The 21,318-nt window shown below is 58.9% G+C and carries 22 protein-coding genes; 8 read left to right on the forward strand and 14 right to left on the reverse strand.

All coding sequences use genetic code 11. The features are described 5' to 3' along the window. The first annotated feature begins 60 nt into the window (after window positions 1-60). Complete coding sequence (gene hemH / locus soil367_RS01090; protein ID WP_136546089.1) at window positions 61-1,152, forward strand: ferrochelatase; 1,092 nt, start codon at window positions 61-63, stop codon at window positions 1,150-1,152. 39 nt (window positions 1,153-1,191) lie between these two features. Here the strand turns inward: hemH and soil367_RS01095 are convergent, their stop codons facing one another. Both soil367_RS01095 and soil367_RS01100 read right to left on the reverse strand, forming a co-directional pair. Next, window positions 1,192-1,407 (reverse strand): hypothetical protein, encoded by a 216-nt coding sequence (locus soil367_RS01095; protein WP_136546091.1) that lies wholly within the window; start codon window positions 1,405-1,407, stop codon window positions 1,192-1,194. Window positions 1,408-1,496: 89 nt separating this feature from the next. Then, complete coding sequence (locus tag soil367_RS01100; RefSeq protein ID WP_136546093.1) at window positions 1,497-2,267, reverse strand: ferredoxin--NADP reductase; 771 nt, start codon at window positions 2,265-2,267, stop codon at window positions 1,497-1,499. A gap of 204 nt (window positions 2,268-2,471) precedes the next feature. On the opposite strand from soil367_RS01100, the gene soil367_RS01105 reads away from it, so the two are divergent. Beyond that, a complete protein-coding gene (locus soil367_RS01105) occupies window positions 2,472-3,350 on the forward strand; it encodes a LysR family transcriptional regulator (RefSeq protein ID WP_136546095.1) in 879 nt (292 codons plus the stop codon). Between the two features lie 16 nt (window positions 3,351-3,366). Here soil367_RS01105 and soil367_RS01110 read toward each other — a convergent pair whose 3' ends face one another. Further along, window positions 3,367-5,346, reverse strand: a complete 1,980-nt coding sequence (locus tag soil367_RS01110; RefSeq protein ID WP_136546097.1) for a ribonuclease R family protein — start codon at window positions 5,344-5,346, stop codon at window positions 3,367-3,369. A 118-nt stretch (window positions 5,347-5,464) separates the two neighbouring features. Further along, entirely contained in the window at window positions 5,465-6,073 is a 609-nt protein-coding gene (locus soil367_RS01115; RefSeq protein WP_136546099.1) for a hypothetical protein, read from the reverse strand. Between the two features lie 164 nt (window positions 6,074-6,237). Between soil367_RS01115 and soil367_RS01120 the strand changes: the two genes are divergently transcribed. Next, complete coding sequence (locus tag soil367_RS01120) at window positions 6,238-6,651, forward strand: hypothetical protein (RefSeq protein WP_136546101.1); 414 nt, start codon at window positions 6,238-6,240, stop codon at window positions 6,649-6,651. A gap of 115 nt (window positions 6,652-6,766) precedes the next feature. Beyond that, window positions 6,767-7,207, forward strand: coding sequence for an EF-hand domain-containing protein (locus soil367_RS01125; protein WP_136546103.1), 441 nt, complete (start codon window positions 6,767-6,769; stop codon window positions 7,205-7,207). A gap of 114 nt (window positions 7,208-7,321) precedes the next feature. Here the strand turns inward: soil367_RS01125 and soil367_RS01130 are convergent, their stop codons facing one another. The 6 genes from soil367_RS01130 to soil367_RS01155 all read right to left on the reverse strand — a co-directional run bounded on the left by soil367_RS01130 (window position 7,322) and on the right by soil367_RS01155 (window position 13,001). Continuing rightward, on the reverse strand, window positions 7,322-7,801 hold the full coding sequence (locus soil367_RS01130) for a DUF411 domain-containing protein (RefSeq protein WP_172962237.1): 480 nt from the start codon (window positions 7,799-7,801) through the stop codon (window positions 7,322-7,324). 70 nt (window positions 7,802-7,871) lie between these two features. Further along, entirely contained in the window at window positions 7,872-9,497 is a 1,626-nt protein-coding gene (locus tag soil367_RS01135) for a putative bifunctional diguanylate cyclase/phosphodiesterase (RefSeq protein ID WP_136546105.1), read from the reverse strand. A 149-nt stretch (window positions 9,498-9,646) separates the two neighbouring features. Next, on the reverse strand, window positions 9,647-10,606 hold the full coding sequence (locus soil367_RS01140; protein WP_216642754.1) for an AEC family transporter: 960 nt from the start codon (window positions 10,604-10,606) through the stop codon (window positions 9,647-9,649). Further along, window positions 10,603-11,910: an HD-GYP domain-containing protein gene (locus soil367_RS01145; RefSeq protein ID WP_136546107.1), complete on the reverse strand. Its 1,308-nt coding sequence runs from the start codon at window positions 11,908-11,910 to the stop codon at window positions 10,603-10,605. The genes soil367_RS01140 and soil367_RS01145 overlap by 4 nt, the downstream gene beginning before the upstream one ends. A gap of 96 nt (window positions 11,911-12,006) precedes the next feature. Continuing rightward, the gene (gene folE / locus soil367_RS01150) at window positions 12,007-12,573 is read right to left on the reverse strand and encodes a GTP cyclohydrolase I FolE (RefSeq protein WP_136546109.1); all 567 of its coding nucleotides are present in this window, start codon (window positions 12,571-12,573) and stop codon (window positions 12,007-12,009) included. 227 nt (window positions 12,574-12,800) lie between these two features. Further along, window positions 12,801-13,001: a hypothetical protein gene (locus soil367_RS01155; RefSeq protein WP_136546111.1), complete on the reverse strand. Its 201-nt coding sequence runs from the start codon at window positions 12,999-13,001 to the stop codon at window positions 12,801-12,803. Window positions 13,002-13,372: 371 nt separating this feature from the next. Between soil367_RS01155 and soil367_RS01160 the strand changes: the two genes are divergently transcribed. The 4 genes from soil367_RS01160 to soil367_RS01175 all read left to right on the forward strand — a co-directional run bounded on the left by soil367_RS01160 (window position 13,373) and on the right by soil367_RS01175 (window position 17,320). Next, entirely contained in the window at window positions 13,373-14,305 is a 933-nt protein-coding gene (locus soil367_RS01160; RefSeq protein ID WP_246065455.1) for an alpha/beta fold hydrolase, read from the forward strand. Between the two features lie 76 nt (window positions 14,306-14,381). After that, the gene (corA, locus tag soil367_RS01165) at window positions 14,382-15,335 is read left to right on the forward strand and encodes a magnesium/cobalt transporter CorA (protein ID WP_136546113.1); all 954 of its coding nucleotides are present in this window, start codon (window positions 14,382-14,384) and stop codon (window positions 15,333-15,335) included. A gap of 105 nt (window positions 15,336-15,440) precedes the next feature. Then, on the forward strand, window positions 15,441-16,250 hold the full coding sequence (locus soil367_RS01170; protein ID WP_136546115.1) for an undecaprenyl-diphosphate phosphatase: 810 nt from the start codon (window positions 15,441-15,443) through the stop codon (window positions 16,248-16,250). An 8-nt stretch (window positions 16,251-16,258) separates the two neighbouring features. Continuing rightward, on the forward strand, window positions 16,259-17,320 hold the full coding sequence (locus soil367_RS01175) for a patatin-like phospholipase family protein (protein WP_136546117.1): 1,062 nt from the start codon (window positions 16,259-16,261) through the stop codon (window positions 17,318-17,320). Between the two features lie 23 nt (window positions 17,321-17,343). Here soil367_RS01175 and soil367_RS01180 read toward each other — a convergent pair whose 3' ends face one another. The 4 genes from soil367_RS01180 to soil367_RS01195 all read right to left on the reverse strand — a co-directional run bounded on the left by soil367_RS01180 (window position 17,344) and on the right by soil367_RS01195 (window position 21,302). After that, window positions 17,344-18,318: a calcium/sodium antiporter gene (locus soil367_RS01180; protein WP_172962238.1), complete on the reverse strand. Its 975-nt coding sequence runs from the start codon at window positions 18,316-18,318 to the stop codon at window positions 17,344-17,346. Window positions 18,319-18,456: 138 nt separating this feature from the next. Next, the gene (locus soil367_RS01185; RefSeq protein WP_136546119.1) at window positions 18,457-18,780 is read right to left on the reverse strand and encodes a chaperone modulator CbpM; all 324 of its coding nucleotides are present in this window, start codon (window positions 18,778-18,780) and stop codon (window positions 18,457-18,459) included. A gap of 57 nt (window positions 18,781-18,837) precedes the next feature. Further along, the gene (locus soil367_RS01190) at window positions 18,838-19,785 is read right to left on the reverse strand and encodes a DnaJ C-terminal domain-containing protein (RefSeq protein ID WP_136546121.1); all 948 of its coding nucleotides are present in this window, start codon (window positions 19,783-19,785) and stop codon (window positions 18,838-18,840) included. A 98-nt stretch (window positions 19,786-19,883) separates the two neighbouring features. Then, window positions 19,884-21,302, reverse strand: a complete 1,419-nt coding sequence (locus soil367_RS01195; RefSeq protein WP_136546123.1) for a PAS domain-containing protein — start codon at window positions 21,300-21,302, stop codon at window positions 19,884-19,886. Between the last annotated feature and the right edge of the window lie 16 nt (window positions 21,303-21,318).

Genomic DNA, 21,318 nt, shown 5'->3' on the forward strand with positions numbered 1-21,318 from the left:
AAGTACCGCTACGGACTGTCCTGACTCTTCCCAACTTTTCTTCTTCAGCCCGAGGTCCCGATGCGTTTTCGTGGTGTAGACAACTTCCGGCACGACCAACCTCAGCGGGTGGGTTTGCTGATCACTAATCTGGGCACCCCTGACGCGCCTACTCCTTCTGCGTTGCGGCGCTATCTCGGCCAGTTTCTGTCGGATCCGCGCGTGGTCGAAGCGCCGCGGCTTCTTTGGTGGTTCGTGCTTCACGGCGTCATTCTGCGCATTCGGCCCCGGCGCTCGGCCGAGGCTTACGCCAGTGTCTGGGGTGAGCGCGGCTCCCCGTTGATGTACCACACCGAAGACCAGTGTAAGGCGCTGGCAGCGCGGTTGCGTGACCAGTATGGTGAAGACCTCATTGTCGACTTTGCCATGCGCTACGGCGCCCCCTCCATTGCAGCCAGGCTGGATCGGCTCCAGCAGCAGGGCGTAACGCGCCTTGTGGTGGTGCCCCTGTACCCGCAGTACTCGGGCTCTACCAGTGCTTCGACGTTTGATGCGCTCTCCGCTGACTTCCGGCGCCGGCGCTGGCTGCCGGAGCTGCGCTTCGTCATGCAGTACCATGACTTCCCGCCCTATATTGACGCCATGGCCACGCGCATCGAGCGGCACTGGGCCGAGCACGGACGTGCCGACAAGCTGATTTTCTCCTTTCATGGCATTCCCAAACGCTACCTGCTGGCCGGCGACCCCTACTTTTGCCAGTGTCATAAGTCTGCCCGGCTGCTGGCGGAGCGGCTGGGACTCAAAGGCGGCAGCTGGATGGTTGCGTTCCAGTCGCTGTTCGGGCGGGAGGAATGGCTAAAGCCTTATCTGGCGGAAAGACTGAAAACGTTGCCGGGCGAGGGCACCAAAGCGGTACAGATTTTTTGCCCGGGGTTCTCAGCAGACTGCCTGGAGACGATCGAGGAAGTGGGCGTGGAGAACCGCGACTATTTTCTGGAAGCGGGGGGTGAGCGTTACGAGTACATCAGTGCGCTCAATGCCGAGCCAGCCCATATTGATGCGCTCGTGGCGCTGGTTGGAAAACAGCTACAGGGGTGGGATCTCGCGGGCAATGACCGAGCCGCGCTAGCGACGACCCGGGAGCGGGCCATGTCTCTCGGCGCCGGCAACTGAACCGGCACTGGACCGGTATCGAGGAGCGGCGCTTAACCGTCACTCCTCCTGCTGGTTGTCGTCAGCTTCCGGCGATTCAATTTCATCCGGATGGTCGCGCTTGAAGCGCTCCCAGTCTTCCCAGTCATGGGGTGTACCGGAGTTGGGCCGCTGCAGGTGGCGGGCATGATCTATGGCATTTTCCCGGAGGCTGTGGTCGCGTTCCGGGTCGTCTTTGTCAAAGCCGTGTTTTTTCATGAATTCGTCGGGTCGCATGGGGCACCTCCGTCAGTGCGGATGCTATACCCATAGTGCGACCGCCGCCCGGCGACTGCAAGCATGACAGGTCGCCGGTGCCCTGCAGATCACCGCTCCACGAAAGCCCGTTCAATAACGTAGTGGCCCAGCTTGCCCTGACGTGCTTCAGTGAAGCCCTGGGCGTCGAGGATCTTGGTCATGTCCTTGAGCATGCTGGGACTGCCACAGAGCATGAAACGGTCATCCTCCAGGCTGAAAGGCGGCAAGCCCAGGTCGGACATCAGCTTTCCGCTTTCCATCAGGTCGGTTAGGCGGCCCTGGTTGCGGAACTCTTCGCGGGTGACCGTCGGGTAATACAACAACTTGCCTTTGACCATTTCGCCAAAAAACTCGTTTTCGGGCAGCTCGGTTATCATGTCCTGATAGGCCAGTTCACCCACCGTGCGAACACCATGGGTTAGGATGACCTTGTCGAACCGCTCGTAAATCTCAGGATCCTTGATGATGCTGAGGAAGGGTGCGAGGCCAGTGCCTGTGCTGAGCAACCACAGGTTACGGCCAGGCAGGAGGTTGTCCTGGATCAGCGTGCCGGTAGGCTTGCGACTGACAAAAATCTCGTCGCCGACCTTGATGTTCTGCAGCTTGGAGGTCAATGGGCCGTCCTGCACCTTGATGCTGAAGAACTCCAGCTGGTCCTCGTAGTTGGCGCTGGCGATGGAGTACGCCCGCAGCAGCGGCTTGCCTTCGTCCTCAAGCCCGATCATGACGAAATGGCCGTTTTTGAACCGGAGAGCTGGATCCCGGCTGGTGGTGAAACTGAACAGGGTGTCCGTCCAGTGGTGCACACTGGTTACTTTCTCGACGTTCAGGTTAGACATACCTTCTGTACCTCATGGCAAATTGAAACCGAAACTTGCCTGAAGCACCGGGATTCTCGAGAGCTATCTGGAGAACGAAGGCGACTCAGGCAAAGGCCGGTAGTGAGCGGCGGCTATTATAATGCGATTTGAGCGAATTTTAACCGTTGGTTATTCTATCGGCAAAACAATTAATATTGATTGATCTTATCGGGTAAGCCGATTATGAAATACAGCTTCCGGCAGTTGGAAGTCTTTCTCGCCACTGCACATCACGAGAATATTACCCGGGCAGCAGAGAGCCTGGCCATGTCGCAGTCGGCTGCGTCGGGCGCTCTCAAGGAGCTGGAGCAACAGTTCGGCATCCGGCTGTTCGACCGGGTCGGCAAGCGACTGCAGCTGAATGAGCTGGGCCGACTTATGCGTCCACGCGCGCAGGCGTTGCTCGAACAGGGCCGGGACCTGGAAGGCGCGCTTGCCCGGCATGCGGATGTCGGGCAGTTGAAGGTCGGCGCCACGCTCAGCATCGGCAACTACCTTGCCGTCGGCATCATGGCCCGCTTTATGCGCGAACAGCCGGGTGCAAAAGTATCGCTGGAAGTGGCAAACACCGAAACCATTGCGCGCAAAGTAGCCAATTTTGAACTCGACCTGGGACTGATCGAAGGCGAAATCCAGCAACCCGACCTCGAGAGTCTGCCCTGGCGCGAAGATGAGCTCCGGGTTTTTTGCGCGCCCGAGCACCCGCTGGCGTCCCGTAAACAGCTCAGTGACAGGGACCTGCTGGAGGCAACCTGGATACTGAGAGAGCCTGGTTCGGGTACGCGGCAGACATTTGACAGAGCCCTTCATGGCCTGGTGCCGCAGCTGCATGTCCTGCTGGAGCTGCAGCATACCGAGGCCATAAAGCGTGCCGTGGAAACGGGGCTCGGCATTGGCTGTCTGTCGCAGGTGACATTACAGGACGCCATCGCGCGCGGCAGCCTGGTTGCGCTGGAGGTTCCACACCGGGACTTCCAGCGGCGCTTTGATCTCATCCTTCATCGGCAGAAGTACCGCAGCGCAGGGATCGAGCGCTGGCTGGCCCTGTGTCAGGAAGTCTGACTCCCAAAACAGGGCATCAGGTCGCTGTGGACGCTGAGGTCGCCTGAGGTTGGTTCTCAGCCATACGAAAGTGAATCTGACGCCGCTCCTGATCGACGCTTTTGAAGACTACCTGGACGCTCTGGTCGAGCTGGAATGTGAGCTTTTTACCCGTGAGCGTCAGCCGGACCGGATCGAAGCTGAACTTGCCCTCAAGGTCTTTCATCGTCACGAAGCCCTCTAGTCCGGTCTCATCAAGCCGAACCAGAAAGCCGGGGGACGTAACCTTGACGATGCGCCCGCTCTGCACCCTATCCCCGAGGGTCGGCGCGAACTGACACTTGAGCCACTGCTCTATTTCACTCACGACTCGCCGAAGCCGCATCTGATCCTGCTGGAGTTTAGCCAGATCGTCGTCGCTCAGCTGCGGCGCAGACTCTTGCTGGAGCACGTTCCTGATCAGCCGATGGACAAACAGGTCAGTGTACTTGCGAAGTGGAGAGGTGAATGTCGTATAGGAGGCCAGGCCCATTCCCTGGTGGGGCGCGGCAGTAAAAGCCATCTCAGCACGTTCCAGCTGACGCAGGACAATCGCCCGCAGGGCCAGCGTATCTTCGTTTGAGGTCGCATTCTGGAGGATGCGCTTGTAACCTTCTGCGGTACCCGGGTCTTCGTTCTGCAACGGCCCTTCCAAAGCCTTGAGCAGCGTTTTTACCTGCCCGACTTTCTCTTCGCGGATACCGCGATGAACGATAAACAATCCTTTATCGCCTTGGGCTTGCAGAAAATCGGCAGCACAGCGATTGGCCGCTACCATGCATTCCTCGACAAGTTTATGGGCCGCGGTTGGCCAGACCTTGTCGATACTCCTGATCTTCCCTTTCTCGTCGAGCCGCATGCGGTAATCGGGGCGTTCTTCGGTTAAAAGGGCGTGATCATTTCGCCACTGGCGCATGGCTTGCGCCGCTTCGCCCAGCTGATACAGGCTGTTGAGCGCCTCATCGGGCAGGCTCTTCAGGCTTTCATCAAGATGAGACCCCAGGAAGCCTGCCACCGCGTCATAGCTGAGTTTGGCCCAGGACTTTATAACGCTCTGGCTGAACGAGAACTCGCCCAGTGCGCCTTTGTCATCGACCTGAATCGTACAGATAAGTGCCAGTCGCAGGCAGCCGGGCCGAAGGGAACAGAGCTGGTTGGCCAGGACTTCCGGCAGCATGGGTCTTACACCGCCTGGCATATAGCCTGACATAACGCGCTCGCGGGCGAGCCGCTCTATAGCGCCGTCTGCCTTCAACAGGGACGCAGGGTCGGCAATGGCCACTCTGAGGCGCCAGCCGCCGTCGACCTGTTCGGCCATCAATGCGTCGTCCATATCCTGGGTACTGATCGCATCAATGGTGACAAACGGCAGGTGGGTCAGATCTTCCCGGTCCACAGCCAGTCGGGCGATATCTTCCTCCCCCAGGGCCTCTGCTTCGGCCAGAACCGGAGCGGGCCACTCCTCTTCAAGCTCATGCTTTGCCAGGGTGTACTTGCGCTCGATACCGGGTTCCTGGGCGCTGCCCAATACCTGGGTGATCTCAACCTGGCCGTTTCCCGAACTGAACGGATGCCGCGATACCTGGGCGACGACGAAGTCACCCGGCGACGCGTTCTGGCGCGCCTTGGGCGGGACGAACAGCCACCGGTTAAGCCCCGGAAGGTCGGGCGCGACAAAGTGGCCATTGCCACGGACCTGGTACTGGCCGACAAAACGCGGAGCAGTCTTACGCAGAGCCTTTTCCAGGATCGCGTGGGGTTTGCCCTTGTCGTCTGTCTCCAGGCTGACTTCGACCCGGTCGCCTGGCAGCACACGCTGTGCCTGCTCTTGTGGGAGATAGATTTCCCGGCCGTCGTCAAGCGTGACAAACCCGAACCGGGTGGCGCTCAGCTTGATCGTGCCGACCTGAAGGTCTTTTTGGGTCTTGATCTCGCTCTTGAGCTGACGGAGCTGCTGAAGGGCATCGGTGTTAAACATGAGGTAACCTGGGGCTTGAAAAGAAAAGCAGTGTATTGATTAGCCGCCGTGGGGCCGAGTGGCGGCGATTATACCCGATACGCACCCCGCTTGGGGTGCAGATGTCCGGACATTTTCGCTACCAGCCGTAACGGAAGAGCGGGTCGATCCAGAAACTGAAACCGATATAGGTGGCCATCATCAGGAGGCTGCTGATGAATGTCTGGAAGCCCCATTTGAACGCCTTCTCGGAATCCCTGCGTATGGCGAAGTGGTAGAGGGTGGTCAGGGAAAGGCCCAGCACGCCCAGTGCGAGGCCCATCCAGGCAAAGCTCGCCAGCCTTACGCTCTTGACGAGTTCGGCCCGGCTCTCGCTGATGCTGTCTGGCTCGTCTTCATAGGTGATCAGCGCCCCGGGAATCTTGGGGTGGGCCGGAACCTGCAGTGAGTAGCGATAGAAAGGCCAGAACCGACCGCACCGGACGTAAATCAGTGTGCCCGCCTCAGGCGTGGTAATACCGGAGGCGCCCATCAGATGGGTGCCACACTCGAGAAATGCCTGGCGTAGCTGGTTCTCGTCGAACTCTTCGTAGTGTTCGGAGGCGCCAAAAACGGGCTCCCCGGTCGCCTGGAACCAGGTGTACTCCATCAGGCTCAGGCTGTAGCTGATTCCACCGTAGACAAACAGCAGGATGAGGAGAATGCGAATTACGCGGGACGTTTTAGAGGTTCTGGGGCGATTGATCATGGAGGGTCCTGTGTTTTCAAGGACAGTGCCACAGCCGCTCCGGCGCTGTAAATAGGCCGAAAGGCGGTTTCGGGGCAAAACCGGGCTGCCCTGTGTGACCATGTCGCCTGTTATACTCGGGACCGACTACGAACCGAGCATTCATTCAACCGGGAGTACATCCTATGTCCAGGGTTCTAACGTGGGTTTTTAGCCTGTGCCTGACGACCACAATCGCCTTCCCTCTGACTGTAGCGGCTGAAGAAACAGGGCTGATGGACAAAGAGGAAGAGGAAGCTGTCACCTATGAGCCACAGGGCGTGCAGGAAGACGACTTTGACACCAACGTCAACCCGGTCCATGAATCCTCCCTGCAGGGTTTTGACTGCATGGATGAGGACAGTGACGGCTACCTGACGATGCCAGAGCTGGATAGACGCGGCAGTTGCGTCGAGAACGCCGAGGAACGCGGCATGGACAGCGAAACCCGGACCGCTCTGGTACTGACTCAGATGGACGCCGATCGGGACCGCCGCGTCAGCCGCCGGGAATTCAACATCTGGAACGAAATGCAGACCCAGAACGCAGGTGAGCGATAACCCGGACCAGCCAGCCGGGTTATGTCGATGTCGTAACTGGATATCAGGCGGATGCTGGGGGATGGTGGCAGTGTAGAAACACGCAGTCTGTTAATACGTCGAAGGAGAACGACCTATGCATAAGACCGCAATCGCATTCGCTACCACAGCTGCACTCGCGCTCGTATCAGGGCCCCTGGCAGCGACCGCAACTACAACGACCACAGTGGGGTCCGTGAATAACACGGAAAGCACCATCGGCCAGAGTGGCAGCAACGTCGGTGACATGAACATGGATCGGGAAAGAACTGCTGACCTTCAGCAGGTCTTTGAGCAGCTCGACCAGGACGGCGACGGCCAGCTCGATCAGGAAGAATTGAGCTCCTACGGCACCACTGCGGCAGGCCAGTCAACCAGTGGCATGGAAGCAGGAGACCGTGGTGAGCGCCTGATGGAGCAACTCGACGCGGATCGGGACGGCTACGTCGACGAGGAAGAGTTGCAGCAGGGTCACACACCGGCACAGCAAAAAGGCCAATCAGGATATGATCCTGAAGCGGGGGCAGCCGGACAATAGCCAAAACTGCGCCGCTCACAGCGGTGTTCGCCAGTTGGGCCGCCTGGCGGCTTAACTGGCCTGCAAGCAAAGCCGGGCGCGCATTTTAAGCGGTGCGCTTCCTGGCCGGGTGTATCAGGGGTATTCCGCAACCACCCGGGTTTGTCCCGCCTCGTTGAATTCCAGAACCTGATAGTGGTCCTGGCGACCACCCATCTCCATGCCGGGGGAGCCAGCTGGCATGCCCGGAACCGCAAGTCCTTTGGCGTCGTTTGCGCGACTGATCAGTTGCCGGATGTCCTGGGCCGGGACATGCCCTTCTATGACGTAGTCTCCGATGAAAGCGGTATGGCAGCTCGCCAGGTGCGGGTGAAGCCCGGCCTCCTGCTTGATCGAGTTCATCTGCTCTGAATTATGAACCTCGGGTTCAAACCCGTTTGCCTTGAGGTGATCTATCCAGTCGCCGCAGCAGCCGCAGGTGGGCGACTTGTAGACCGTGATTTTATCGTCTGCCACCACCTGGGCGCTGGGCAAATAGATAACGCCCCCCAGTCCGATCGCTGCGGCCAGCCCGGCGCCGAGGCTGAGCTTCTTGATTCTGCTGTGCTTGTACATTGACTGATTCTCTCCACGTCGTATTCGAGCTGTGCCGCCCTGGTGTGAGCAAGGCAGAGATTCTAACGGGTCAGAGCGTCAGACCCGAACTCGGCTCGGAAGTTTCTGCGGAATGATCATTCCCTGCTGTACGGGAAAGGTGCGCCAGCAGGGCCTTGGCCGGCATCGGGTGGCCCGTGAAATAACCCTGGATCAGATCGCAGTGATTGTCCCTCAAAAAGTCGAGCTGGGCTTGCGTCTCTATACCTTCCGCAACCACAGGAATACCCAGGTTGTGGGCGAGATTGATAACCGCCCGAACAATAACGGCATCATCAGGCCGCTCGACCACATGGGCGATAAAGGAGCGGTCTATCTTGACCAGGCTGACCGGGAAGTTGCGCAGATACGCCAGGGACGAATAGCCCACACCAAAATCATCGATTGCGAGTTGCAGCCCCAGCTGGTCCAGCCTGAGCAACTGGTCCATGTTGTGCTCGATGTTATCGATGAAAATTTCTTCGGTCAGTTCGATCTTCAACTTGGACGGGTCGACCGCGTATCGGGTGAGCATTCCCGACACAGCTTCCAGCAGATCCGGGCTGGCAAGCTCACGACCGGACAGGTTTATGGCGATGCTCATGTGGTCCAGGGCGGTTCCGCGCCAGCTACTCAGGTATCGGCAGGCGTTTTCGAGTACCCAGCGGCCGATGGGAATGATCAGTCCCGATTCTTCCGCCGCCGGAATGAACTCCAGCGGCGGCACCAGCCCCCGGGTCGGGTGCTGCCACCGGATCAGCGCCTCGACGCTGCTCTGCCGGCCGTCGGCAAGGTTGAGCTGAGGCTGCATGTAGAGGATGAACTCGTCGCGCTCCAGGGCCAGGTGGAGATCTTTTTCCAGCTGTAGCCGGTCCAGCGCGCGCTGGTGCATACCAGCTGCGTAGAACTGGAAGCTGTTACGGCCCGTCGCTTTCGCCTGGAACAGGGCAGCGTCGGCGTTCCGCAGCAGCGTCTCAGCGTTATTGCCGCCTTCGGGAAAGACAGCGACGCCCATGCTGCCGGTGATCTTGTGGCTTTGACCATCGATGCAAAAGCTGGGCTCCAGGCACTGCTGCACCCCGGTGACAAGTTCGATCGCGTCCTCCAGGGAGGCGACCTGTTCCAGAAACAGGAGGAACTCGTCCCCGCTGGAGTGAGCAATCATTACTTCAGGGCAGGCCAGCTTCGAGAGCCGATCAGCAACCTGAATCAGAAGCTGGTCGCCGAATCCGTGGCCGAGACTGTCGTTGAGAACCTGGAAGCGGTCCAGGTCGAGCACAATCAGTGCCAGTTGATGGTGCTGTCGAGCACTGACTTGCAGCGAGTGAACCAGATTCTCAATAAAGAAGTTGCGGTTCGGAATTCCGGTCAGTTCATCGATGCTGGCCATGCGCTGCAGATCTGATTCAGCGGACCGGCGCTGGCGCGTTTCGGTTTCCAGTGCCGCTCGGGCTTCGGCGAGATCTGCCTGCTGTAAGAGCAGTTGCCGTAACAGATAAAGTAAGCCCGCAATGGTCAGCCCGCCCATGAATAACAGGGCGGGCACTAACCATGGACTGGCAAACCCTGGCTCGACCTGCCACGCATAAATACTCATCGCGAGGGTGAAGGTTGCTACCGACAACGGCAACCAGGGACCCAGAAAATCCAGCACGCGACTGCTCTGGGGTAGCTTCATTTAAGGCTCGTGTTATTTATGGGTAGTGACTCTTCACTATAGGCGACAATGCAGGCCCAGAAATGACGTGGTTCCAATGCCGAACTTGTTTTACAGAATTACACAATCTGGATTGTGCTTTTGCTCGAAGCGCTAGCGGAAGCAGGGGCTTAAGGAACGGGGGCGATAAAGCCCCAGCTGCTGAGCATCCAGATGCCAAGGCTCAGGCTTATCGGCGAGAGCAGGGTCGAAAGCGCAACAAGGCTTGCTGCCAGTTCGCTGTTACCACGCATTGCGCGCGCCATCACGTAGCTTACGGTTGCCGTCGGGGCGGCGAACATCACAAACAGCGTGCCCAGAAGGAGGTCGTTGAAGCCCATGGCTACGGCGCCACCCGTATAGAGCGCAGGCAGCACTACCAGTTTCAGGCAGACTGACCAGCTGCTGAGCTTGTTGACTGCGCGCCATGCTTGCCGGTTGATAGATGCGCCCACGCACAGAAGAGCGAGCGGTAAAGTCAGGGCGCTGAAGTAATCGCCGCTGTCTACCACCAGATCCGGCAACGGGACGCCCAGAAGGGTGACAGCGGTACCAGAGACAATGCTGATAATGAGCGGGTTGCGGAGTATGTTGAGAAAGATTTCGCGCCAGGGTGTAGCTCCGCCGTCGGCGGCGGCGAGCGCATAGACAGAAAGAACATTGTAGGCGAAGGTGAGAACGGCCAGAAGAACCGACCCAACCGCCAGGCCTTCGTTACCGTAAAGGCTCGCGCATAGGGCAATGCCGACAATGCCGAGGTTGCCCCTGAATGCGCCTTGCACAAAAACATCACGGTTTTCCGGTGCAAGACCCAGCCAGCCGGTGGTCGCCCAGAGCAGGCCGAAACCAAGAACCGTGACGCCAAGCGCGAACAGGAGCTGGTTGAGGTCAAGGACTGAGGCCAGGTCCAGCTGACTGAGATTGAGGAAGATCAGGGTGGGCAGCGCGACCCGGAACACCAGCTGAGAAGCTGTTTCGACGAAGGCGTCGTCTATGAGGCCGGCGCGTCGCAGCACCCAGCCCATTCCCATGACGAGAAAGATCGGTGCTGTGACTGAAAGGGCAAAACTGAAGTTTTCAGCGTAACTCAATGGCGGCCGGCATCTGTTCCTGGGGTTGGTGCATTACCGAGCGGCAAGCGGGTCTGGCGTTCAATATGCTGCTCCAGCGTAAACCCATGAATGCCGTCGGGCAAGGGTCGAGCTATTCTGTAAGGCTGGCCCGAGGGGTCCAGGGGCTCATCTTCAAGACGAACGACGCGGGATTCGCAGGGATAGCCCTTGTTGTCGAGTACCAGTTCAAGCACCGGCCTCAACTTCTGGTTCGGGTCCGTCGACAGCACCACAGCCACCTCACCCGAGCTCATCTCCACCAGGCTACCCGGTGGATACAGGCCTATCATTTTGATGAAGACTTCAACAAGCTCCTTGTCGAACTGCGTTCCCCCGCACTTGTAGAGAATACGCAACGCCTCAGCCGCAGGCGCGCCTTTTTTATAGCAGCGGTCACTGGTAATGGCGTCGTAGGCGTCGACGATGGAGATGATCCTGGCGTAGCGGCTGATGGAGGCGCTGGGCAGCGCGTTTGGATAGCCCTGACCGTCCATGCGTTCGTGATGGGATAGCGTCGCGTCGCGAACGATTGCCGCAAGCTGATGATGAGAGCCCAGCAGGTCAAAGCCGTGCTGGGGATGGGTTTTCATGATGTCCATTTCTTCTTTCGTAAGCGCGCCCGGCTTGTTCAGCACCTCAGGCGGAATACGCATCTTGCCGATATCGTGGAGCATGCCGCAGAGGCCGAGTATCTCGAGTTCTTCCGTCGGCAGGTCGAGAAAACGGCCGAAGCTGATAGCGAGAATGCCGACTCTCAGGCAGTGCTCCGCTGTGTAGGCGTCCTGGTGACGGATACGGCTGAGCCAGAACATGGCATTGGCGTTGGCCATGATGCTGGTCACACAACTCTGGATGACCGAGCGAACCTGGACCAGATCGAACGGCTGTCCATTTGCGACGTCCAGAAGCAGCTGATCAACGTATTTTCGCGCCTGCTCGTAGCTCTCACGCGCGCGAACCAGCTCTTCGCCCAGGCTCTTCTCTTCCGGGAGCGCCTTGAGCTTACGGCTTTTTGCGGATGCGATATCGTCTTGCACAAGCCGGTACTGGTCCTCGGTCATCTCGACTGTGACCGAAAGGCAGTAGCGGCGAAGGGTGGCCAGTTGGCTTGCAGTTTCAACTACAAATTGCTGGAAGAGGATCGGGACGTCAGTCCAGGGTCGGTCCAGGCCTACGACCCGCATGCCCAATCTCACGGCGTCAGCAGGCACCTGAACCTGACGCAAGGTCTGGCCAGTCTTGCTGGATCTGCCGATACCGCGGGATTTGCGTCGGAACAACATTCTGGATTTCCGTAAAACGCCGTACTCGTCATTATAGTCCGGCCTGCCATCCCGGCTGTAAATTTACGTAACCGGAACCAAACCTGTGGGCCAGTTCTAGCGTCGACTGATAAGCGTCAGGAATTCCGAGCGGGTGGCCTGGGACTTACGGAAGCCGCCGAGCATGACAGAAGTGCTCATCACCGAATTCTGTTTCTCGACGCCTCGCATCATCATGCACATGTGCTGTGCTTCGATAACTACACCCACCCCCCGCGCATCGGTCGCTTCGAGAACGGCGTCGGCGATCTGGCGGGTGAGGTTTTCCTGGATCTGTAGGCGACGGGCGAACATATCAACGATCCGGGCCAGCTTCGACAAACCCAGCACTTTGCCGTCGGGGAGGTAAGCAATGTGGGCCTTGCCAATAAATGGCAGCATGTGGTGCTCGCACATGGAATAGAGTTCGATGTTCTGGACGACCACCATCTCGTCATTGGTTGACTCGAATACGGCGCCATTGACGATGGTTTCGAGGTTTTGCTGATAGCCCTGAGTCAGAAACTGCATGGCTTTCGCCGCACGTAATGGCGTGTCGCGCAGACCCTCGCGAGAGGGATCCTCGCCGAGTTGTTCAAGAATCTGACGGTAACTGCTGGCGAGCGTGTCGAGGCTGTGGGTCATCAAGGTCACTTTGCTTGGGCGACTTACAGAGGTCGCATAGAGGAGTTGGTATTTTATAGTTTTAGGAAGGGGCAGCCTAGTGCGGGGCATTCACAATTCTATCGGGGCCTTGACCACGCCCGCGAGGCGCAGCCGAGCGCCACATGGAGTCCGTGGCGGAGAACTTCGGGCCGAACTGCCGCAGAGCACTGCCTTGAGTATGTACCGGCCAGAGCGGCGACGCCCGTCTATTTCCTGAGTTGATTCAGCGCATCACTGATAGCTTCTGCTTCTGCCGCGAGCACCCGGTAAAGTATTGACGAGGGCTGGTCCTGCTGGCGGTCCAGTTGCTGTTGCTTGAGTTCGTAAAGCCGACAGAGTCGCTGGCCGGCGGCGCTACAGTTGACCTTGTCCATGGTGTCACCCGAATACTTGGCGTTTCGCGTCATATGACGCTTCCTCACGTTAGGCCCTATATAGAGCTAAGCAAAAGCACTGCCATTTTCAAGCTTTCATCGTTTACACATGTTAATGAGCTTGCATCTTTTTGATTTACAAGCGTTGCCAATAACACTTAGTTCGCATTAACACCAAAAACAGGGGCGACGGCGGTTTATCGTATTAGACTTTCGGGTATAGTCGTCACCAAAGTCGTCAGGATCCTGACACCCCAGCCTCGACGACACGGGCACGCACAGTCTTAAGACCTTTCGCAGAAGGCGTTGGATACAGTGCTGTCCGTACCTCACAAACAGTGGCGTTTCTGCGTTGACCGAGCGCCTGTGACCCAACCTATTCCTGGCGAGCCAACCTGACTCTTATGAACCAATCAGATGTTATTGCAGGGTTCATGCCGGCGACTGAATCACCTTCGCTTGCGCACTGGCAAACCACTGGCAAGTGGTTCAATTATGATGGGCATGCGGTTTTTAGCCAGATGGGTGGCGAGGGCGAAGCGGTCCTCCTGCTCCATGGTTTTCCCACGTCGTCTTGGGACTGGCATCGGATCTGGCCTTTCATCGCGCCGCACTACCGTGTGTTTGCGCTCGACATGATGGGCTTTGGATTTTCTGATAAGCCCCTGGAGTACCCTTACTCTATTTCTGACCAGGCCGATCTGCACCAGGGCTGGATCGAGCAGATGGGCCTTGGCCGGGTTCACATTCTCGCGCATGACTACGGCTGCAGCGTAGCGCAGGAACTACTGGCGCGCAGTCAGGAGGACGCGCTGGATTTTTCCATCGCGAGCGTCTGCTTCCTCAATGGCGCTGTGTTCCCGGAAGTTTTCAAACCCCTTTTCATCCAGAAAGTGCTGGCAGGGCCATTGGGCGCGTTGGCCAGCCGTGTATTGTCGCGCCGGGTATTTGACTACAACATGAGCCGTATTTTTGGCCCAGAAACCCAGCCAGGCCATGAGGAGCTCAGTGACTTCTGGCAGTTGCTGCTCTATAACAACGGCCGGGGCGTGATCCATAAGTTGATGGGCTATCTGGACGAGCGCCGCTGCCACCGTCATCGCTGGGTCGGCAGCCTGCTCCGGGCCCGTCAGCCCATACGCCTGATCGCGGGAACCGCGGACCCTGTGTCTGGCCGTGGTGTCATTGAGCGTTTCCGCGAGCTGGCGCCCTCGCCGGATATTGTGGCTATGCCGGGCGTGGGCCATTACCCCCACTTTGAGCGCCCGGGCATGGTCTGGCATCACTACCGGGACTTCCTGAAGGATACGCGATCTCCGCAGACATCAGGGGGTTAGCAGCAGCGAGAAGCTTGCGCGGGGTCCCGTCCGCGTCGATACTGGCACCCCGTATCTGATATTACCGGGAGCAGTCATGTTACGAGCTTTTCGGCCAATGAATGGGTCACTCAAGCAGCACCCCGAGTCTGACTCCCAGAGCCTGGCGCAGCTGAGAGACTCCCTCTGGCTTGACCTGGTCGATGCGTCTGAAGACGAGCGCGAGCAAATCAAACGCTTTTCTAAAGCTGAACTGCCAGACGCTGACGATTTCGGCGAGATCGAATCCTCGGCGCGTTATTTCGTTGACCCCAACGGCGTGCACATTCATTCGCTCCACCTCTACCAGAGCGAGGGCCGGCATTACACCGCAACGGTGGCATTCCTTCTCCAGCCCGGCCGCCTGATCTCGGTTCGCGACACTGAACTTGCTGATTTTCGACTGTTCCGGATGCGTGCGCGTCACGGTCTGGTTTCCGCCGATTCCCCCGAAACGGTACTGTTGAGCGTTCTCGAGCAGAAAGTCGAGAATCTGGCCGATACGCTCGAAGACCTCCACGTGAAGCTGGAAAATGTCAGCCACATGGTCCTGGAAGATCCCGAAGCAGAGCTGGAGGACTCCATCTCTGAGCTGGCTCGCCTGGAAGACAGTAACGGCAAGATCAGGCTCTGTCTTATGGATACCCAGCGGGCGCTGAGTTTCGTCATTCGCCAGCTGCGCAACAGGGAAATCATCCAGGAGACCTCGAGGGAGATATTCCGGGACCTTGATACACTGCTTTCCCACACGACATTTTTGTTCGAAAAGATAAACTTCCTGATGGACACCGCCCAGGGCTTTATCAATATCGAGCAGAACCAGATCATCAAGACCTTTTCTATCGCTGCGGTGGTATTTCTGCCGCCGACTTTGATCGCCAGCATCTATGGGATGAACTTCCGAGTAATGCCAGAGCTTGACTGGACCTACGGTTATCCCGCGGCGCTTGGGTTGATGGTGCTGGCCGGGATTGCACCCTACTGGTTTTTCAAGCGCAAAGGCTGGTTGTAACCCAACGGTCTTGGTCGGGCGCTAACTTATTCCCGAGTGGCCGGACCCGGTCCAATCCGGGTAAACTGCCGCCCTCATCGTCCAGCGGTAAAAGACCCCCTTTCAATGACGACATTGCAGATACTGGTACTGGCTATCGTTCAGGGCCTGACCGAGTTCCTCCCGATATCGAGTTCAGGCCATCTCATTCTGACACCGGCGCTTGCCGACTGGCCGGATCAGGGCCTGGGGTTTGACCTCGCTGTACACGTAGGCACGCTGCTTGCGGTCGTGGTGTATTTCCGTCAGGACATCCGCAGCTTGGCTTCTGCCTGGTGGAAATCCTTGCGGGGCAGCCCTTCAGCCGACAGCCGGCTCGCCTGGTATGTCGTACTGGGCACTGTCCCGGCGGGGTTGGTGGGCCTGTTGTTCATGGACTTCATCGAAGAATGGGCGCGAAGTGTAGCGATTATCGCAACCACAACGATTCTCTTCGGGCTCTTGCTTGGGCTGGCAGATCGCATGGCCGGGCGACTCGATCTGACCAACATGCGTTGGGGTGGGGCTCTGTTTGTTGGCGTGGCTCAGGCGCTGGCACTCGTCCCGGGTACCTCACGCTCAGGTATCACCATTACTGCCGGCCTGTTTCTGGGTCTGAGCCGCAAGGCGGCGGCCCGTTTTTCATTTCTGCTTGCGATACCTATAACCGCGCTCGCGGCGTCGGCAAAGCTGTTCACGATGGTCCGCGAGGACGTGCCGGTCGATTGGGTTGCTCTGTTGTCGGGAACCGTTTTCTCGGCGATTACTGCGTTCATCGCCATCCACTTTTTTCTCAAATGGCTTGATCAGTTTGGGCTATGGCCTTATGTCTGGTACCGGCTCGCACTCGGAACTGTGCTTCTGGTGCTGCTTTACAGCGGCTTTTTTGGCAGTTAGGAGCAGCAATGGGTAGGTCGTTGGATATTCGTGCCGGCGCTGTAGCGCTTGCTCACATCCGTGAGCGCGGCCTCGCGCCGGCCGATGTAGCGGTGCTCGCGGGGGCGGCGGGAGGACCCAAGGCGCTGGGCCTGCAAGGGTTGGATCTGGCCCTGTTTGGGGACTGGCTGAGGCGGGAAGCCTGTGCGCCGAGGAGTCTGATTGGCGCATCAGTGGGCAGTTGGCGCTTTGCCAGCGTCTGTCTGCCAGACCCCGTAGCCGGGCTGCGCCGGCTGGGCGACCTGTACACTGCCCAGCGCTTTCCCAAGGGGATCACTGTCGCTGAGATCTCCAGGCGTTGCGCGACGATGCTGGACGATCTGGTGGGCGATGAGCTGCAGACGATACTGCACAATACGGACTACCGGCTTAATATCCTGATCGCCAGAAGCAAAGGCTTGATCGCCCGCGACCACCGCCTGCCGCTGTCTCTGGGGCTGGCTGCCGTAGTCAGCGCGAACCTACTGCATCGACGGTTAATCGGACGGTTTTTCGAACGCGTGGTCGCCCACGACCCGCGCTTGCCGCCACCGCTGCATCCGCTGTCCGATCTGCCCAGCCATGCCATGGCCCTGAGCCACGACAACCTCAAGCCAACCCTTCTGGCTTCCGGTTCGATTCCGATGATCATGAACGCCATTGAGGTACCCGGGGCACCGGAGGGCGTTTACCGGGACGGCGGGCTTACCGATTATCACCTTGACCTGCCTTATCGCGGCGAAGGGCTGGTCCTGTTTCCACACTTTACCGATCGGGTGATACCGGGCTGGTTCGACAAGGGTATTCCCTGGCGCCGGCACAACCCCAAGTGGCTCGAACGCGTGGTTCTTGTTTCTCCGTCCCGGGAGTACCTGCAGCGTTTGCCCCACCAGAAACTGCCTGACCGGAAGGACTTTTCCCGCTATCTCGGAAACGATGTCGGCCGGGAGCGCTACTGGCGCAAAGCGATGTCCGAAAGTCAGCGTCTCGGTGAGGAGTTTCTCGCGCTGGTCGATTCCGGTCGCATCAAGGATGCCGTCCTGCCGCTTTAGGCCGCGTCAGAGCAAAGGACGCATCACGTGGTGGCACTGGTTACCACCCAGTACAGATAACCTGCGTAGAGGACCAGCATCAGTCCACCTTCAGGCCGGGTGATGCGCCCCGGGCCCAGTATCCTGAAACCCCAGGCCATGATAAACAGGCCAAGCGTCAGCGCGATCATGATTGACCAGTCCCGCCACAGCACGACCGGCTCAACGCTCATGGGCTGAATGGTTGCGGCAATGCCGACTACTGCCAGTGTGTTGAAAATGTTGGAGCCCAGGATGTTGCCAAACGCAAGGTCGTGCTCGCCCTTGCGCACGGCCGCGAGCGAAGACGCCAGTTCCGGGAGGGAGGTACCAATCGCAACAACCGTAAGGCCGATTACCAGATCGGTAACGCCGAGCGCCCTGGCTACTTCAACGGCGCCCCATACCAGAGCTCTCGAGCTGATAATCAGCAGTACAAGTCCAAGCACCAGCCAGAATAGCGAGCGACCGAGGCTCATCGAATGTTGCAGCACCTCGCTGTCTGGCTCTCCGCCTAAAGGTTCGGCTTCGCCTCGCATCGCTTTGAAAACAGCGTAGCCCATGATCACGAAGAAAAGCAGCAGGAGCACAATCCCGTCCATCCGGCTCAGTTCACCGTCCCATAGCTGCCAACCGGCAACCAGTGTCGCAAGGGTAAGAAGTGGCAGCTCGCGCCGGATGGCGGAATTTCGCATGAATATCGGGCTCAGCACGGCAGTGAAACCGAGAATCAGCGCGATATTACTGATATTGGAGCCGTAGGCGTTGCCCAGGGCAATGCCCGGGTTACCCTCGCTCGCTGCGAATGCCGAGATCACCATCTCGGGGGCTGATGTGCCAAAGCCGACGATGATCATGCCAATCAGCAGGGGCGGCATGCCCGCGTAACGTGCGGTGCCGGAAGCACCATCAACGAAACGGTCTGCGCTCCAAATAAGGACGATCAGGCCGACAATTACAGCTACCCACGCAATAGCCACGGGCATACTCCTCAGCGGTTAAGACAGAAAGGCACTACCCGGGCCTGGCCTGCGGGCAATGATGCGACGAGCATTGTCGTGGCCGAGCAAAGGCAGTGCAAGGGGCCTGTGGAAAAGCGCGGCATGAGTGCGCTTATTCTAGTCCGGCGAAGGGCCAACCTGTTTTAGCTGGCGATTAAGGTCATCGATCTCGTCGAGCAAATCCAATGTCAGCGCCACGCCAGCCAGATTGACCGCCAGATCGCGTTGCAGACGCAGGGCCCGCTTTATTCGCAGGAGATCCTGCCCGACAAATTGCCAATGGCCGGGCGACGCGCCCTTCGGCAGAAGGACGCCATGCTCGACCAGTTCGATGACTGTTTCAGCATGAACGCCACAGTCCTGGCAGAGATCCTGTAACGTCAGATGCAGTTCTTCATTGATCAGTTCTACCCGCAGGTAACTGCTGGTTTTAGTGGCCATAAGGTTTCCTCATTTCCCACTCCGATGCACCCGGGCGGTGTCATGGCTGCCTAAAGCTCAGTCTTTCTCAAGGTGCTCACGGGGGTTGAACGGGACTTCTTCAGCAAGCTGTCGGAACAGTTTTTTGCTTCGCTCGGTCTGATGTTCCGGCATCTTTATTTCGATCCGCACGTACAGATCACCTGCGGGTTTTCCCGGCAGCCCGCGCCCGCGTAAACGCAAGCGCTTGCCGGAGTGCGTGCCCTCGGGAATCTTGAGCTGTACCGAACCGCCAGGGGTTGGCACCTTTAATGTTGCCCCCAGTGCGGCTTCCCAGGGGGTTACCGGGAGCGACAGACTAAGGTCGCGGCCGTCCACGGTGTAAAGCGGGTGGGGCGCGATCTGTACCTCAAGGTAGAGATCGCCGGCTTCACCACCACCCTGGCCCGGGGTGCCCTGGCCGCGCAAGCGAATATGTTGGCCGTCTGCTACCCCTGCGGGGATTTTAACCTTCAGGCTGCGTTCGCGTTGTTGAACCCGGCCCTGTTTATCGACTGCGGGCGCCCGCAGGCTGATGGTTTTTTCTCCGCCCTTGAAAGCTTCTTCAAGAAACAGCGGCAATTTGTGGTGAATATCGTCCCCACGCATGGCGTACCAGCCTCCACCCCTGGCCTGTCGGCCGCCACCGAACATGGCATCAAAAAAATCACTGAACTGGCTCGCGTCTGCGCCGGTAAAGCCACCCTGGCCGAAGTGCGCCCGTGACGCCCAGCCGGGCGGTGGCTCAAACCCTCCATCGGGGCGACGATGTCCCTGCGTCTTCAACTGGTCATATTCGCTACGCTTATCGGGATCTTTGAGAACCTCGTAGGCTTCACCGATCTCCTTGAAACGTTCATCGGCGTCGGCTTCCTTACTGACGTCCGGGTGGTACTTGCGTGCAAGTCGCCGATACGCGGCCTTGAGATCCTGGCTGCTGGCTTTTTCGTCGACGCCCAGGATCTTGTAGTAGTCTTTGAATTCCATAGGCAAAACCTGACCTCTCTGGAGGGCCCGACACCGCAAGACGGATGCCGGGTCTTGGAAAATTCTCGAGCTTTAGTATGCGGGCGAAGAGCTAAAGCTCAAGGGTTTCTACGCCCTACGACCCGAAAGCCCAGGCAGCGTCCAAGCGGGTCCATCACCGGCTTGAAGGCCAGGATCACCGGTGCACTTGATCCATCGGCATGGCACACCTGGGTTTCAAGAGTGCGCGTCTCGCTCCGGCCTTCGGCTTCTCGTAGTAATGATTCGAAGAGGGCCTTTCCCTCCGAACTCAGCAGATCGGCAAAAGGCCGGTTGGCGAGCGATCCGGGGTCGCGGTCTGCCACCGCTGCGATCTGGGGCGACACGAAGCCGATGCATCCCTGATCGTCAAGCTCAGCACAAAAGCTCTCGCCAAGCGAGATGAAGTCGCGGGTGCGTTGGTCGCCTTCCTGCAACGCGCGGCCGAGAACTTCTTTCTCAATAGCGGCATTCTGGAGTGCGCGACGCTTTCGGTCGAGGTAACCCAGTGTCTTAAGCCGGCTCTCGTTGAGGTGACGATTAGTGGCGACCAGCTGATAGACAAGTAGGCTTGCTGCCAACGTCAGCCCCAGACCGCCGAGCAGAAGCAGCTGCAGAAACGTGCGCGCCTGGGCTGGCAGGGCGATGTCGAAGATCGTCCGCAGGCGCCAGCGGCGGTTCGCTATCGACAGGTCATCCTCGTAGCTCAGGTCGTCAGGCTGCACCGGGGAATCAGCCATGCGCTGTTTTTCCGTTGTAGCGAGGGGGTCGCGGGACTGGCTATTGAGATCATAGAGGGCATACGTGACTGCGGGCCCTGGCCGGCCGGGTACAGAGGTGCTTAACGGTGTGAGCAGTTCAGCCGGATTGATCACGATGCCCAGCAGCTGGCGCGGTGGTAATCCGGCCAGGCCCGGGGCGGTCTGCCATATAGCCGGGGAGCTGTCCTCAGCAACCGGCCAGAACAGGTTCACAGTCGGGGAGCTGGCGAGATTGTCGCCCTCAAAGGCGTCACCGGTCGCCAAGGGTGTGACGCCGGGCTGCATCTGGTACCAGGCGTCATCAATAACAGCGCGCCAATGGGGGACGGCCCAGGGTCTCAGGTCAGGGTTCGCCAGAGCACCGGCGCGCGTCACGCGCTGCACCTGGCGCCAGGCGGCAGGTCCTTTGGCGTTGCGGTCGGCCTGGTAGCGGTCGATCGATACCAGCTCGGGGTATTGTCGCAGGAGCGAGTGGGCTACCGCCGCCAGTGCCTGGCGTGAGGTACCGCTCTCTGCCAGCGCCTGGGAGAGTGTCCGGGCGATGGTCTCCTGACGCTCCAGGGCTGCGCTCAGGCTTCGGTAGGCCGTCTGATGGGCGAGGGTGGCCTGGCTGTGGCTGAAGTTCTTAAGGGTCCAGTCAGCGTAGTAGCGGAGCAGCAGTGTCGCGAAGATGCCAATGAGCCCGACGGCGAGCGGAATCAGCCAGACTCTCCAGGATGCCTTTAACGCGTCTGCCATGACGCTATTCCCTCGT

Source organism: Hydrocarboniclastica marina, assembly GCF_004851605.1.
Classification (GTDB): Bacteria; Pseudomonadota; Gammaproteobacteria; order Pseudomonadales; family Oleiphilaceae; genus Hydrocarboniclastica; species Hydrocarboniclastica marina.